Genomic DNA, 14,818 nt, shown 5'->3' on the forward strand with positions numbered 1-14,818 from the left:
TTTTATATAAGTGTCCTTTTTAAAATTTTACATTTCAGGCTTAAAAAAGATATTGATGTTCAAAAAGGTGTCCTTGATCATTTAATCATTTAAAAGAGAAACTTAACGATTTAATGACTATAAAAGGTGATGCTAATGTTTAAGCAATGATTGAATATGTTAGTTGTGACTTTTTTTTCGTTAGGAATTGGTACTAATTTAGTTGCTTGTTCTTCACAAACAATGACAAAAGATTTCATTAAGGAAGAAATTACGAATAATCAGTTATTAAATCAGGAAGTCAGTGCTTTAAAAAGAAAAATTGCGATTTTAGTAAATGATTTTCAGGAGTTAGTTAAAAAAATAATGTGACTAAAGAAAGAATTGAGCAATTAGAACAAAAATTGCGAGAAAAAATTGTCCAACAAGAAAGCGAAATCGCGCAATTAATTGAATATGTCAACGAATTAACTAAGTTAGTAAATAGTTTTGGTAGTGGTGAATTAGCAGATATTGCTAAGTTGCTTAAAGATAATGTAACTTTGGAAGATAAACTGCATCATATTAGAACAGAAATGGCAAGATTATTAAATAAAGAGGGATTAATTGGTAAAAATGATGCTTTAAAAGTAAAAATTGTTTCTACATATTTAGAACAATTTAATGACAATAATCGTTTTGATTTAAGGGGATTAAATACTTTACATAAAAGAACTGATGCTCTTAATAAAGTAGAAGAAGCTTTAAAAGTGAAGTTTCCCAAGATTTTTAAACATATTGAAAATCTTCGTGTTTGAGACGAAAATAAATTTTTAAAAGATAAAGGTTTTGATAAATTTCAAGATGGTCAGATCGGATTAAATATTAGTTTTAAAATTGGTAATAAAGAGTCTGATTGAATACGCGTGTATTTTAAAAATATTGAAAAATCTGATGATGATTTGTTTAATGAGGTTAAAAAATATTTAGAACAATTTAATATGGAAAATCCTTTTGCTTTACAAGGTGTGGAATCAACTAGTAAATGAACTGATGTGTTGAAAAGATTAAAGAATAATTTAACTGAAAAATTTGGTGTTGATGCTAAGAGAATTGAATTAACAATTGATAAGCTTTATGATGTTGTAAGTAATGGTTTAAAAGATGGTAAAAATAATAATAATGTTAGTTTTAAAATTGGAAGCAAAGGTTTACAAAATATCCGAATTTATTTTAAAGATATTAAGAAAACTAATATGGATTTAATTAACGAAGTTAAAGAATTTTTAAAGAAATTTAATGAAAAAAATCGATTTGATTTAAAAGGTATTAAATCAACTGATTCTTGAAGTAAAGTGCTTGTTAAAGTAAAAGAAACATAGATGGACGCGTAAAGTTTTGTTAGGTAGGAAAAGGTTTAAATAATTTTGAAAAAAAAGTAATCACAATTTAATTATCATTTTATCTAAAAAATAAGTAATAAAACAAAATATTTAATATTAACAAACATAATCTTAATAAAAGGTTATAAAAACTCACTAAAATGCTTATAAAAACAACATTAAAATAATTTTTTACAAAAAAAATCATACATAAGAAATATATACTTAATTTGCATATTGAAATAATTTATAGTAAATGATTATTTTTTCTTTTTTTAAAAATACCTAAGAAAACTAAACGCGACCACATTAGATAACGAATTTGGTAATGAAATTCGTGGAATTAATTTCACAATTGATGATTCATCGGCAGAAATTGATGATGGGTCATTAGAAGATGGTGAAAGTGCTGCGTGGATTAGATTTAATATTGGTATTGAAAAGGGAACAGTTGAAGTGTATTTTAAAAATATTGAATAAAATAATAAAAAATTATATTAATAAAATTTGATGAAGTTTTGTTAATATTTTTTTTATTAGTTATTTTTAAAATTAATATTAAATTTTCTTAATTATATATTTAAATATTTGTTATAATTAAATTTTACACCATTCTTAAATATAAGAATGGTGTGCTTTTGCTTTTTTTAAATTTGTGATATAATTCAAAATATATTTATATTAATTTTTTACGGAAAGGACAGCGTTGTAATGTATATTTTAGTGGAACAACGAGGTTATGTAGTTTATAACCTATATGATCAAGAAGTAGCAATTTTTATGCTAATGCCAGAAGCTATTGCATTTATTAAAAGACAATATCATATGCCACAACAAATAACAATATCACATAAACAACATTATCCTGCTTTACCAATAATAAATAATTATTGTCCAAATCAAAATGCACCAATATTACAAAATCCGTATCATCAACCACCAATCGGTAGACAACATCCATATCCATATGGAACATCAATGGTAAATGGTAATATGTATCCAAATAATAGCAATTTTGTTGTTAATGACCCCCACCTACAACCACAGCAAGGACCTAATCCTAATCTAGTTGTTAGAGAAAAATTTGAACCAACAATTAATATGACTAATAGTATGTTAAATGAGCAGTTATTTAATGAACAAGAATATCGATCACAATTGAATGGTCATAGTTTACAACAATCAGAACAAAAAGTTGATGAGCGAAAACTTAAACTTGATAAGTTTCGTCAACATTTGGATGATGTCGTTAAAAAAAAGCAATCACAGAGTAATGGAACCGAAAATAAGTTGGGGGTAAATAGTAAACCAAGTAGTTTTGTATTTAATAACGCTAAGCAGTCAAAGATTAATTCATCAGGAACTATTGATTTAGAAAAAGCTGATATTGAACAAAAATTGAAAAGTGGTTTTACTATTAGTAATATGGATGCTTTACAACAAGGTAATGAAGAAGGTTTTATAGATAATAATAAAAAGATTAAAACTTGAGTGTGGGTTGTGCTTATTATTTTGGCAGTGGTCATTGTTGGTTTTGGTATTTTAGGGGTTTTAGTCGGAATAAATGTTGGTGGTATTAGTGATAAAATTAAAGAATTATTTAGTGATTAATTAAAAATATGTTCCAAAATATTCATCCTAGTTGGAAAGATTTTCTTATTAGTCAAACTACTCAACCTTATTTTATTGAATTAGTTAGCAAAGTATCATTAGCATATAAAAATAATCAATGTTATCCACAGCCACAAGATATTTTAAGGTTATTAAAAATTGTTAGTTTTAATGATATTAAAGTAGTTATTTTAGGACAAGATCCGTATCATCAACCAAACCAAGCTAATGGTTTGGCTTTTGGTGTTAATCAAGGTGTTAAGTTGCCACCAAGTTTAAAAAATATTTTTGTAGAATTGGAAAATGATTTAGGAATTATTGTACAAAATGGTGATTTAACTAAATGAGTCCGAAGTGGTGTTTTTCTTTTAAATACTGTTTTAACAGTACAAAAAGATCAACCATTTTCACATGCTAATTTTAATTGGCAACAATTTACTGATAATCTCATAAAATATATTGACAATTATCATAATAATGTTATTTTTGTTTTATGAGGTAAAAAAGCACAAGCAAAGATTAATTTAATTAATGACCAAAAGCATCTTATTCTTATGGGAGCACATTATGGGTTTTTTAATCAAAAGTATTTTAGTAAGATTAATGAATACTTGATAAAGCATAATAAGAAGCCGATTGATTGGCAGTTATAGTTTTTCTTTAGAAAGGAAACTAGATTAATGATTTTCTTTAATAGTAATAAAAATGGTTTGTCGTTATTTGATATTAGAACAGCGTATATTGTTGCGGGAGCATTAGTTTTAGCAGCATTGTCTTATATTTTAATGACAGGGCTTTCAATGTTTATAAAAAAAGAACGATATCGTGGACTTCGTTTAACAACGAAAAATATTGCTTATATTGCGATGTTATCAACGGTATCGGTAGTAACAACTGTTGTTATTGCATTGTATATGCCAGCAGCGGTTTTACCGCCGATTAGAATAGCTATTGAAGGTTTGATGATTAAGATTACGGGTTATATTTTTGGTCCCGTAATTGGTATTTTGTGTGCTTTGATTACTGATATTTTAGTAATGATGTTTGTTCCGTCATATATTCATCCTGCGTATATTGTGACGGTTATTGGTTTTGGTTTTATTTCTGGTATTGCTGGTGATTTGCGGCGAATGTTTCATCAAAAGTCATGAATTTTAATTTTAATAACTAATATTTTTATTATTGGTTTTGGAACCGCTGCTTTAGTAATGACTTATTATGCTCCGCAATTTGCTGATTTTGCTGTTGATGAAGTTCCTTTTACAAAAAATGTTCCGATTAAGAAATGAATTATGATGCTAATTATTAGTATTGGGACAGTTTTAATTTTAGTTGTTGTTTGGGCAACTTGAATGTATTTTCGTTTTATAAAAAAGGATATAAAAGGTTTTAATGATTTAGTTCCGATTATTTTGTTAGCAGTTATTAATGAATATATTGTTACGGTGTTAATTGCATCTTGGGGGGATGTCAGTCTGTTAACTAATCGTACTGAGGATTATGGTTTAGCAATGATTCCACGATTGGCGATGGCCCCGATTAAAATATTTTTTAATACGGTAATTATTTATGTTACTTGAAAAACTATTAGACCATTAATTAATGAAGATCGTTAGCATTTATAAGGAGTGTTATTTAGATGAAAAGGCTAAATGTTTGGTTACAAATTACAAAGTATTATTTTCGTAAAAATTTTTATTCAATTTTAAAATATTTAAAATTGGATTTTAATAAAAATTTCAATACTCGTAGTATTGCCTTAGCAGCTGTAATGTTAGCATTAACAATAGTTATTGTTAAATTTTTAGGTTTTAGTTTAAAATTGGGTGTTGGTGGTAAAGGAACAATGGTAATTGGTTTTGGTTTTATCCCTAATGTGCTTTTTAGTTTTTTACATGGACCATTTTTTGGTTTTATTTTTGGTTTTATTTCCGATACAACATTGTTTATCTTAAAACCTACATTTTATAGTCCAATTATGGCAATTCAAGAACCCATTGTTGGGGTTCTTGCAGGAATTGCGGGAATTGTTTATAGTAAACTTCGTAATTGTCAATTTAATTTTAAGAAGTATTTGTTATTTTTTACTGTAATGCAATTTATTTTGGTTGCTTTATTAATTTTAAGTTTTTATTTAATATTTTTCTCTGATTTTGTTTACTCTTTTTCATTGAAAAATAATAAAGTTTTTAGTGTTAAATGAGATTTACTTTATATGGTAATTTCTGGGATTTTTATTTCTACTTTATTTATGACTGTGGAATTAGTTTTAATTTTAATTTTGTGAATAACTTGAAATAATCAAAAACAAAATAGTGTTACTGAGAAATTTAATAATGCATTGATTTTCATTATTATTATTATTTTACAATTATTTTTAACATTAATTAATTCGTGAATTTTATCGCCATTACATTTTTTAGTATTTTATGATATTGATTATTTAGTTTCTTTATTACCACGATTAGTTAAAGAATTATTATTAATGCCATTACGAATTGCAATATATTTTATAATTTTTAAAACAATTTTAAAAATTTATTATGATAAATATTTTTTGCAAAAAGAACTTAATTCTCATCAAGAAAATGTAGAGTAGGGATATAATGAAGAATTTTTTTAAACGATTTTTTAGTAAAAGTAAAATATTGTTTTTTACTAGTGTTGCTAATGCCTTAGTTTTGCTAAAAGATTGAAAATTTGTTTATAAGTTAATGACATTTTTAATTTTATTTAGTTTCTTTTTAGCTGGTGTCGTTTATGGGGTATTTGTTGAATATTGATATATTAATCCTAAAACTTCACAACTTGATATGCCACGGTTATATAATTTTAATGTTTTAGTTAGTTTTTGGTCGGTGCAAACTAATATATTAGCTTGTTTATATTTCTTTTATGCTTTACTTTATTATAATAAAACGGCAACTAATAAGTTTACTAATTTGACAACCCAAACTAGTATTACAATATATATTACAGTAACAATGGTTTTATTTTGGTTGTTAGTATTTTATGGTGTGGGAACAGGGTTATCGTATGAATTTGCTTCCAATGCTGATCGGGTTATTGGCATTACAATGCATGCCATAACACCATTATTAACATTAATTTACTTATTATTATCGTTAGGGAAAACTCAGATTTTATATAAAAAATATTTTACTCGCCAAATATTTTGAATGCTAGGATATCCGATTGGTTATCTCATATTTATTAATTTAAGGGCTAAGTTATTATATGATGATGGTATTAGGATTTTTTTATTTCCTTATGAGTTTGTTGATTTTTATCATCCGATATTTCCTTTACCAGTAGTTTGAAATAATATTTTGTTAGTAGGATTGGGAATATCATTTTTAGTAGGGATAAATGTTATTTTGATTGTTATTAATAATTTAATTTATAAGAAGACAAAACATATAAGTAAAAAGTAAGTTGATTAAACAAATCATCAGATAATAATTTTAAAGATATGGCGATAACAACTTTATCAGTCCAATTTATCCCCGCTATTTTTATTTTTCAGATCAATATCAATACTTAGATTTTCACTTATATTATGCTTACCAAAATCGATTCTACAAAACAAAATATGGTAAGAATTTCAACTATGATTTTTCAGTAAAAAATAGCTTTAAAATTAATGGTAACGAAGAATATGTATTACCAAATAAAAAAGATATATATGCTTTGAAACAGTCAAATCGGATTGAAAATGCCAAATTGTAAAGTTAAGTGCAACTAAATTATTTTTCTAACCAAATATTCGATTGGCGAAAGATAATTTAGTATTTTTCTTGGTCTTTGGTTTAAAGACAATATAAATTTATGAACTGCATTTTTAGTAGTGTTTGAAAAATTAAATTTTTTAGGAAATTTTTCTCTAATTAAACCATTAGTATTTTCATTAGTACCTCTTTGTCAAGGTGAATATGCATCAGCAAAATAAATTTTCACATTTAAATTTTTTTCAAGTTGTTGTCAATTAGCAAATTCTTTACCCCTATCAAATGTTATAGTCTTAACAAGATTATTTGGAAGAATTGATAAATAATGACTAATATTTTTGTTAATAACTTTAGTAGTTCTATTTTCAACTAATATTGCTAAAGTAAATCTTGATGTTCTTTCAACTAAAGTTATTAAACATGATTTACTTTTACCTCGTGATGATACTACAGTATCACCTTCTCAATGGCCAAGAGTTATACGATTATTAACATTTCGTTCTTTAATGGATTTACCATTAAATTTACCTCGATTTTCTTGAGATTTTCGTTTCTTACCTTTTCTTCTTAAATTTTTACTAGTAACCTTTTCAAGTAATCCAGAATAAATTCAATTGTAAATTGTTTTAAAACTAATAATTCATTCTTGATGAAAATTTTTAATTCTGCCATAAATTTGTTCAGGCGATCAACCTAATAATAATTTTTGTTGCACATATTTTACTAATTCTCTATTTTTAAATTTATGAAAATAAACATGTAATTGTTTTCTATTTTCTGCTTTATTTTGTGCAATTAATGAAAAATAATGATTATTATCTTTATTTCTATTAACTTCTCGATTAATAGTACTAATACTTCGATTAAGATTTTTAGCTATTTCACTAATTTTTACTTTAAATTTCAATTGATTCTCAATATAAATTCTTTCATCTATGCCAAGATGTTTGTATCCCATATAAAAACTCCTTAAATTTACTTTTTCTAAAATAAACTTAGCATCATGAAATTTTTATATGAAATCTTTTGCAATTTTATTTACTTGCACTTACAAGTATAATTGAGCATATATATATATATTGAAAAATGGATAGGCTACAATAAGTTGGACCATAATTATATAGACTTCAAAATTATTAAGAAAGAAGGAATATAAAAATGGGAAATAAAACCTCATACTCTGAAGAATTTAAAAAACAAATTGTAATGCTATACAAAAATGACAAAAGTGTTATTAATTTAGGGAAAGAATATAATTTACCAAAACCAACTATTTATAGTTGAATTAAAAATTATAATAATTCTGGGTCATTTAAAGCAAAAGATAATCGCATTGTCGAAGAAAATGAATTAATTTACTTGCGAAAAGAAAACCAACAATTACGAATGGAAAATGACATTTTAAAGCAAGCAGCACTGATAATCGGGAAAAAATAACAATAATTAATAACAACAAAAATAAATATTCAGTGAGGAAAATATGTAAGATTTTAGGTTTACTAAAATCAACATATTATTATCAAACTAATAAATGCACCAAGTTTGATGTTAATAATTATGAACAAGAAGTTATCAGTGCATTTAATAAAAGTCGCAAGATTTATGGTGCTCGTAAAATTAAAGCTGTTTTAATAAGAAAAAATATCATTTTATCACGACGAAAAATCCGATTCATTATGATCAAAAATAATTTGGTTTCTAAATACACCAAGTTAAAATATTGTAATCATAAAAAAACAGTTAATAATGACGAAATTAATAATGTTTTAAATCGTCAATTTAATGACAAAAAACCAAATGAAGTTGTTGTTAGTGATTTAACATATGTTCAAGTTGGCACTAAATGACATTATATTTGTTTATTAATTGACTTGTTTAATCGCGAAGTAATTGGCTATAGTGCTGGACCAAATAAAACTGCTGAATTAGTTCAACAAGCTTTTCACAAGATAACACGACCATTAAATAAAATAACTTTATTTCATACTGATCGTGGTAATGAGTTTAAAAATAAAATTATTGATGAAATTTTAATAACCTTTAAAATTAAAAGATCATTAAGCTCCAAAGGATGCCCATATGATAATGCTGTTGCTGAAGCAACTTACAAAACCTTTAAAACCGAATTTATTAACGGTAAAAAATTTGCAAACTTAACACAACTAAAATGCGAACTATTTGATTTTGTTAATTGATATAACAATATTCGAATTCATGGCAGTTTAAATTATTTAACTCCCGTTGAATTTAGAAAATACCAGTCTACATAAAAAGTGTCCTAAAAAGGGTTGCCAATCCAAAAATAAAGTAATAAAGGAATTAAAATAATGAAAATTTTAAATATAATAGCTATTTTAGGACTAACAACATTACCAATAGTTGGATGTTCTAAAAAAGAAAATAAAACAATATTATCTAATAAAAATGAAGCTTATGAATTAAACTTAAAAAAAGGATTTGTTTACTTGCTGAATTATACTTGTAAGTGCAAGTAAATAAAATTGCAAAAGATTTCATATAAAAATTTCATGATGCTAAGTTTATTTTAGAAAAAGTAAATTTAAGGAGTTTTTATATGGGATACAAACATCTTGGCATAGATGAAAGAATTTATATTGAGAATCAATTGAAATTTAAAGTAAAAATTAGTGAAATAGCTAAAAATCTTAATCGAAGTATTAGTACTATTAATCGAGAAGTTAATAGAAATAAAGATAATAATCATTATTTTTCATTAATTGCACAAAATAAAGCAGAAAATAGAAAACAATTACATGTTTATTTTCATAAATTTAAAAATAGAGAATTAGTAAAATATGTACAACAAAAATTATTATTAGGTTGATCGCCTGAACAAATTTATGGCAGAATTAAAAATTTTCATCAAGAATGAATTATTAGTTTTAAAACAATTTACAATTGAATTTATTCTGGATTACTTGAAAAGGTTACTAGTAAAAATTTAAGAAGAAAAGGTAAGAAACGAAAATCTCAAGAAAATCGAGGTAAATTTAATGGTAAATCCATTAAAGAACGAAATGTTAATAATCGTATAACTCTTGGCCATTGAGAAGGTGATACTGTAGTATCATCACGAGGTAAAAGTAAATCATGTTTAATAACTTTAGTTGAAAGAACATCAAGATTTACTTTAGCAATATTAGTTGAAAATAGAACTACTAAAGTTATTAACAAAAATATTAGTCATTATTTATCAATTCTTCCAAATAATCTTGTTAAGACTATAACATTTGATAGGGGTAAAGAATTTGCTAATTGACAACAACTTGAAAAAAATTTAAATGTGAAAATTTATTTTGCTGATGCATATTCACCTTGACAAAGAGGTACTAATGAAAATACTAATGGTTTAATTAGAGAAAAATTTCCTAAAAAATTTAATTTTTCAAACACTACTAAAAATGCAGTTCATAAATTTATATTGTCTTTAAACCAAAGACCAAGAAAAATACTAAATTATCTTTCGCCAATCGAATATTTGGTTAGAAAAATAATTTAGTTGCACTTAACTTTACAATTTGGCACTTAGTAAAAAATAGATGAAAAAAACCTACTACTGATATAAAATGGGATTTATCCTGAAATGTAAAATTAAAAAGGACACTTATATAAAAAACAAATTGTGTTAATTCTATAATTAAGAAAAGAAAGGAATTAGCACAATGTATAAGTATCTGACTATTGAATCAATAATAGCAATAAAAGAATATAAAAGTTATGGATTTTCTATTCGTAAAATAGCAAAAGCAATTGATTATAGTAAATCAACTGTACACAGAGTTTGTAAATTATTAAATCAAAACTTATTACCATTAGAAATATTGAATCAAGTTCAAAAAAATAAACAAAATGCAGGTAGAAAATTAATAATTTTAACTTTAACAGAAATTAATACTATCAATTATTTGTTAATTACTAAAAATTATGCTCTTGATATAATTGCTGATTTTTTAAAGAAAAATAAAATAAAAAATATTTCAACAAAAACTTTATATAACATGTTTAAAACAAATCGAATGGGTTTTGATGAAAAAAATTTATTGAGAAAAGGCAAAAATAAACCTCATAAACAAAAAGAAACTAGGGGCAGAATTAATAATTGTAAATCTATTCATGAAAGAAATTTAATCATTCCAAATATTAAAAATATACAAGAATTTGGCCATTTAGAGGGAGATACTATCGTTGGTAAAGATCATAAAAGTTCTATTATTACTTTAGCTGATCTATGATCAAAAACCACAATTCCTTTGAAAACTAAAAATCATAAAGCAGAAAGTATTACACAAAGTATAATAAAATTTATTTCAAAATTAATACCAGGAACAATTAAAACTATTACTTTTGATCGTGGTAAAGAATTTAGTAAATGAAAATTAATTGAAAAAAATTGTAATGTTAAAATTTATTTTGCAGATGCCGGAAAACCTTGTCAAAGAGGTTTAAATGAGAACAATAATGGTATTTTAAGAAGATATTTACCAAAATCTACTGATTTATCTTCATATAAACAAAAAGACTTAAATTCTATAGCATTTCAAATTAATTCTACACCCAGAAAATCATTATCTTATAAAAGACCAATAGATTTAATACAATTATTTTAAAAAACTGTCCCATTTATATTTACAATTCAGGTATACATACACAACAATGACCAATAAACATGCCAAACTGAATAAAAATTGATACAATATCGCCAATTAACGAAAAGACAATACATAGCATAATAGATAATTACCACGCAAAAAACGAAAATATTCTTGATGAACTTACAAAACTCAACTTTAATATCAAGCATGAAGAAATTGAAAACGGTAATATTCAAAAAAGGAAATCGTTAATCTAAAAGTAACAATATTAAAAAATCCCAATTGGACACAACTAATAACAAAAATTGAAGGTTAAATATTTAATAACTAAATTTAAAAACTGTTAAAATTATTATTAATGACAAAACGATTTTAAAAACCAGTAATTAATTAAAATTACTGGTTTGAATATTTTTCTTATTTTTTAACTTGTTATTTTAATTACTAGACTTCTTGCATAACATAGTTAATTGTAAATTATTTTAGGTTTTAGAAAAATACTTATTTTAAAGTTTAATTTGATTAATTAAATTTAAATTTTTATAGATTATGCAAGAAGTCTAGTATTAAATCAATTATTCTTTAAAATTAATAATATTTTTTCAGTTTTGTTTAATCAAACACAGACTTACTGTTTTTGCTAGAATAAATAACCTTTTTCATTTGATCAGAACTTAAATCAAATCAATTATATTTTCTTCGTGTTTCAATAAAAATTGATTTATTTTCTGGATTTCCATTTCTAATTAAATCTATGACTTCTTTATGAAAAAATGGAAATCCTCAATATAAAACATCTGCCGGATATTTATAATCTGTATTGCTCGGATCAGAAAAGCCCTCGTTATATAATTTTATTTTTTTAAATAAACTATCTAAATATTCTTTAAATTCAGATTCATTTTTTTCAAAATAAATTTTTTCAATAATTTGAGCAGTTTTTAAAGATAATTTAATCTCAAGACCATTATGTCCCGTTACATGATATTTTATTTTAAAAAAATCATTTTTTTTATCATAATAAGGATTATTTTTATCAATTACTGAACAGGCTGAAATTTTATTATTGTTTACAGATCTTATGTTTCTATTATTTAATTTTGAATTATATAAACATAAACCCAATGTCATCATTGAAAATTTATGTTCTAAATCATCAATGTCAGAAAACATTGTTTCATTTTGGTTATTAGCTGCTGGTATATAAGAAAGTAAATGACTATCTTGATATAATTCTTCGCCTTCCGCGTTATTTCCTCCTCAAAATAAATGACCAAAGTCTCTAGCTGTCAAATCACTTCTTAAACTTCCTGTTCAATTTGTGCCATCTAAATTTCAATGTTGTGGATCCATGTAATTATATCTTGTTTCAAAAATATTTTCTGTTGACTCAGAAATACCATTAATTAAAATATAATGATCGCTATCGTTTTCGCACCTTTGATTTGATGGAAGATTACCTGAATATCTAAGTATTACCGGAACGCCAAAATTTAAACTATTACGAATAATATTATTAATTGTTTCAATAAAATTTAATTCTTCTTGTCTAGAAAGTGACATCCTTTTTTCGGTGGCAAGAATCGCTGTTGTAGAATATTGTGGAGGATTAGCTTCGACATCAATATTTAAATCATCACGTCAATTTCTTTCAAAAAAATTGTTTATTACAGTTGCTAAATTTTCAAGAAGCGTTCCGTTAGTATCATTTGTTCCCATAGCGGTGGCTAGATCTTGTTGGAGATTATTATTATTTTCTATATTTAAATTATTATTTCAATGAAAAGTTCTTAAAACTGCTTCTGCAACAGCGGGCCCACACCACTTTGGAGTTTTCTGGGCTACTTCGGGTACAGCTATAATTTTATCGTTCGTATTTGAACTTCATGGTCATCAAGATTTTCTTTCTAAATTATTATTATGAACTATTGTTGTCGGTGGTTTAACTGTAAAAGTAACTTTTTTTCAACTTCAAGATTGGTATTCTGTTGCTCCTCAAGAACCTGTAACTTTTATTGTGGCCGAAGAATTGGTTTTTTTAAAAACTGTTAATTTATCAATAAGTAAATCGGGATTTTTTTTCTTTTAGTACATATAAAATTGTTTCATCATCATTATTTTTTAATACGCCTAATTGTGTATTAACAATTGCATCATTTAAATCTTCTCCCCCATTATCTTCTTTGTTTATATGGGCCCCTCAAAAATCATCATTATTTGTTCAATATTTATTTCGATTTGTTCTTATTAATTAAACCCTCGTAATTATTATTTTTATTTAGAAAAACTTGATTAATATCTGAAAAATGATCACTTACAACATTAGCAATAATTTCAATATCTTCATTAATAAAATCATCCCGACTTCTATCATCTCCGGATGAATTTATTTTTTTAAATTCATTCTTTAATAAAGCATATACAAAATTATAAAGAGAGGTTCTTGTTCTTTTATTATACTCAGACCTTATTTTTTCTCAATTTCTATGGCTTATTTTTACATATAAGCGGTTATGAAACCTGAATTGTAAATATAAATGGGACAGTTTTTTAAAATAATTGTATTAAATCTATTGGTCTTTTATAAGATAATGATTTTCTGGGTGTAGAATTAATTTGAAATGCTATAGAATTTAAGTCTTTTTGTTTATATGAAGATAAATCAGTAGATTTTGGTAAATATCTTCTTAAAATACCATTATTGTTCTCATTTAAACCTCTTTGACAAGGTTTGCCGGCATCTGCAAAATAAATTTTAACATTACAATTTTTTTCAATTAATTTTCATTTACTAAATTCTTTACCACGATCAAAAGTAATAGTTTTAATTGTTCCTGGTATTAATTTTGAAATAAATTTTATTATACTTTGTGTAATACTTTCTGCTTTATGATTTTTAGTTTTCAAAGGAATTGTGGTTTTTGATCATATATCAGCTAAAGTAATAATAGAACTTTTATGATCTTTACCAACGATAGTATCTCCCTTTAAATGGCCAAATTCTTGTATATTTTTAATATTTGGAATGATTAAATTTCTTTCATGAATAGATTTACAATTATTAATTCTGCCCCTAGTTTCTTTTTGTTTATGAGGTTTATTTTTGCCTTTTCTCAATAAATTTTTTTCATCAAAACCCATTCGATTTGTTTTAAACATGTTATATAAAGTTTTTGTTGAAATATTTTTTATTTTATTTTTCTTTAAAAAATCAGCAATTATATCAAGAGCATAATTTTTAGTAATTAACAAATGATTGATAGTATTAATTTCTGTTAAAGTTAAAATTATTAATTTTCTACCTGCATTTTGTTTATTTTTTTGAACTTGATTCAATATTTCTAATGGTAATAAGTTTTGATTTAATAATTTACAAACTCTGTGTACAGTTGATTTACTATAATCAATTGCTTTTGCTATTTTACGAATAGAAAATCCATAACTTTTATATTCTTTTATTGCTATTATTGATTCAATAGTCAGATACTTATACATTGTGCTAATTCCTTTCTTTTCTTAATTATAG

General features: G+C 24.7%; 16 protein-coding genes. 13 read left to right on the forward strand and 3 right to left on the reverse strand.

What is annotated here, in order from left to right:
- Positions 1 to 135 precede the first annotated feature (135 nt).
- The 8 genes from AACK97_RS00210 (at position 136) to AACK97_RS07585 (ending at position 6,680) form a co-directional block, all read left to right on the forward strand.
- Positions 136 to 375 carry a hypothetical protein gene (locus AACK97_RS00210; RefSeq protein WP_338967848.1) on the forward strand — a complete coding sequence of 80 codons (240 nt, stop codon included), beginning with the start codon at positions 136 to 138 and terminating at the stop codon, positions 373 to 375.
- Positions 348 to 1,340, forward strand: a complete 993-nt coding sequence (locus tag AACK97_RS00215; RefSeq protein ID WP_338967849.1) for a hypothetical protein — start codon at positions 348 to 350, stop codon at positions 1,338 to 1,340. The genes AACK97_RS00210 and AACK97_RS00215 overlap by 28 nt, the downstream gene beginning before the upstream one ends.
- Before the next feature lie 711 nt (positions 1,341 to 2,051).
- Positions 2,052 to 2,951, forward strand: a complete 900-nt coding sequence (locus tag AACK97_RS00220) for a hypothetical protein (protein ID WP_338967851.1) — start codon at positions 2,052 to 2,054, stop codon at positions 2,949 to 2,951.
- 8 nt (positions 2,952 to 2,959) lie between these two features.
- The gene (locus AACK97_RS00225; protein WP_338967852.1) at positions 2,960 to 3,604 is read left to right on the forward strand and encodes a uracil-DNA glycosylase; all 645 of its coding nucleotides are present in this window, start codon (positions 2,960 to 2,962) and stop codon (positions 3,602 to 3,604) included.
- Positions 3,605 to 3,631: 27 nt separating this feature from the next.
- Complete coding sequence (locus AACK97_RS00230) at positions 3,632 to 4,567, forward strand: hypothetical protein (protein WP_338967854.1); 936 nt, start codon at positions 3,632 to 3,634, stop codon at positions 4,565 to 4,567.
- A gap of 23 nt (positions 4,568 to 4,590) precedes the next feature.
- On the forward strand, positions 4,591 to 5,550 hold the full coding sequence (locus AACK97_RS00235; RefSeq protein ID WP_338967855.1) for a hypothetical protein: 960 nt from the start codon (positions 4,591 to 4,593) through the stop codon (positions 5,548 to 5,550).
- 7 nt (positions 5,551 to 5,557) lie between these two features.
- Positions 5,558 to 6,385 (forward strand): Pr6Pr family membrane protein, encoded by an 828-nt coding sequence (locus AACK97_RS00240; protein WP_338967856.1) that lies wholly within the window; start codon positions 5,558 to 5,560, stop codon positions 6,383 to 6,385.
- Positions 6,386 to 6,449: 64 nt separating this feature from the next.
- The gene (locus AACK97_RS07585) at positions 6,450 to 6,680 is read left to right on the forward strand and encodes a spiroplasma phage ORF1-like family protein (RefSeq protein WP_422397237.1); all 231 of its coding nucleotides are present in this window, start codon (positions 6,450 to 6,452) and stop codon (positions 6,678 to 6,680) included.
- Positions 6,681 to 6,692: 12 nt separating this feature from the next.
- On the opposite strand, the gene AACK97_RS00245 is transcribed toward AACK97_RS07585, so the two are convergent.
- Positions 6,693 to 7,637, reverse strand: a complete 945-nt coding sequence (locus AACK97_RS00245; protein ID WP_338966716.1) for an IS30 family transposase — start codon at positions 7,635 to 7,637, stop codon at positions 6,693 to 6,695.
- 200 nt (positions 7,638 to 7,837) lie between these two features.
- Here AACK97_RS00245 and AACK97_RS00250 point away from each other — a divergent pair.
- From AACK97_RS00250 to AACK97_RS00265, 4 genes are all read left to right on the forward strand, one after another.
- Positions 7,838 to 8,949 (forward strand): IS3 family transposase gene (locus AACK97_RS00250; RefSeq protein ID WP_338967858.1). Its coding sequence is split into 2 segments (ribosomal slippage): positions 7,838 to 8,081 and positions 8,081 to 8,949, totalling 1,113 coding nucleotides; the frame shifts between segments, so codons are not numbered across the junction.
- A 57-nt stretch (positions 8,950 to 9,006) separates the two neighbouring features.
- Positions 9,007 to 9,174 carry a hypothetical protein gene (locus tag AACK97_RS00255; protein WP_338967859.1) on the forward strand — a complete coding sequence of 56 codons (168 nt, stop codon included), beginning with the start codon at positions 9,007 to 9,009 and terminating at the stop codon, positions 9,172 to 9,174.
- 80 nt (positions 9,175 to 9,254) lie between these two features.
- The gene (locus AACK97_RS00260; protein ID WP_338966716.1) at positions 9,255 to 10,199 is read left to right on the forward strand and encodes an IS30 family transposase; all 945 of its coding nucleotides are present in this window, start codon (positions 9,255 to 9,257) and stop codon (positions 10,197 to 10,199) included.
- Positions 10,200 to 10,362: 163 nt separating this feature from the next.
- Entirely contained in the window at positions 10,363 to 11,307 is a 945-nt protein-coding gene (locus AACK97_RS00265; RefSeq protein WP_338967744.1) for an IS30 family transposase, read from the forward strand.
- 597 nt (positions 11,308 to 11,904) lie between these two features.
- Here the strand turns inward: AACK97_RS00265 and AACK97_RS00270 are convergent.
- Positions 11,905 to 13,011 (reverse strand): hypothetical protein, encoded by a 1,107-nt coding sequence (locus tag AACK97_RS00270; protein ID WP_338967860.1) that lies wholly within the window; start codon positions 13,009 to 13,011, stop codon positions 11,905 to 11,907.
- A 4-nt stretch (positions 13,012 to 13,015) separates the two neighbouring features.
- Here AACK97_RS00270 and AACK97_RS00275 point away from each other — a divergent pair, with 4 nt between their 5' ends.
- A complete protein-coding gene (locus AACK97_RS00275) occupies positions 13,016 to 13,381 on the forward strand; it encodes a hypothetical protein (RefSeq protein ID WP_338967861.1) in 366 nt (121 codons plus the stop codon).
- 461 nt (positions 13,382 to 13,842) lie between these two features.
- Here the strand turns inward: AACK97_RS00275 and AACK97_RS00280 are convergent, their stop codons facing one another.
- The gene (locus tag AACK97_RS00280) at positions 13,843 to 14,787 is read right to left on the reverse strand and encodes an IS30 family transposase (protein ID WP_338967862.1); all 945 of its coding nucleotides are present in this window, start codon (positions 14,785 to 14,787) and stop codon (positions 13,843 to 13,845) included.
- Positions 14,788 to 14,818 lie beyond the last annotated feature (31 nt).

It is taken from the genome of Spiroplasma endosymbiont of Lonchoptera lutea, from assembly GCF_964019715.1.
Taxonomy (GTDB): Bacteria; Bacillota_I; Bacilli_A; order Mycoplasmatales; family Nriv7; genus Nriv7.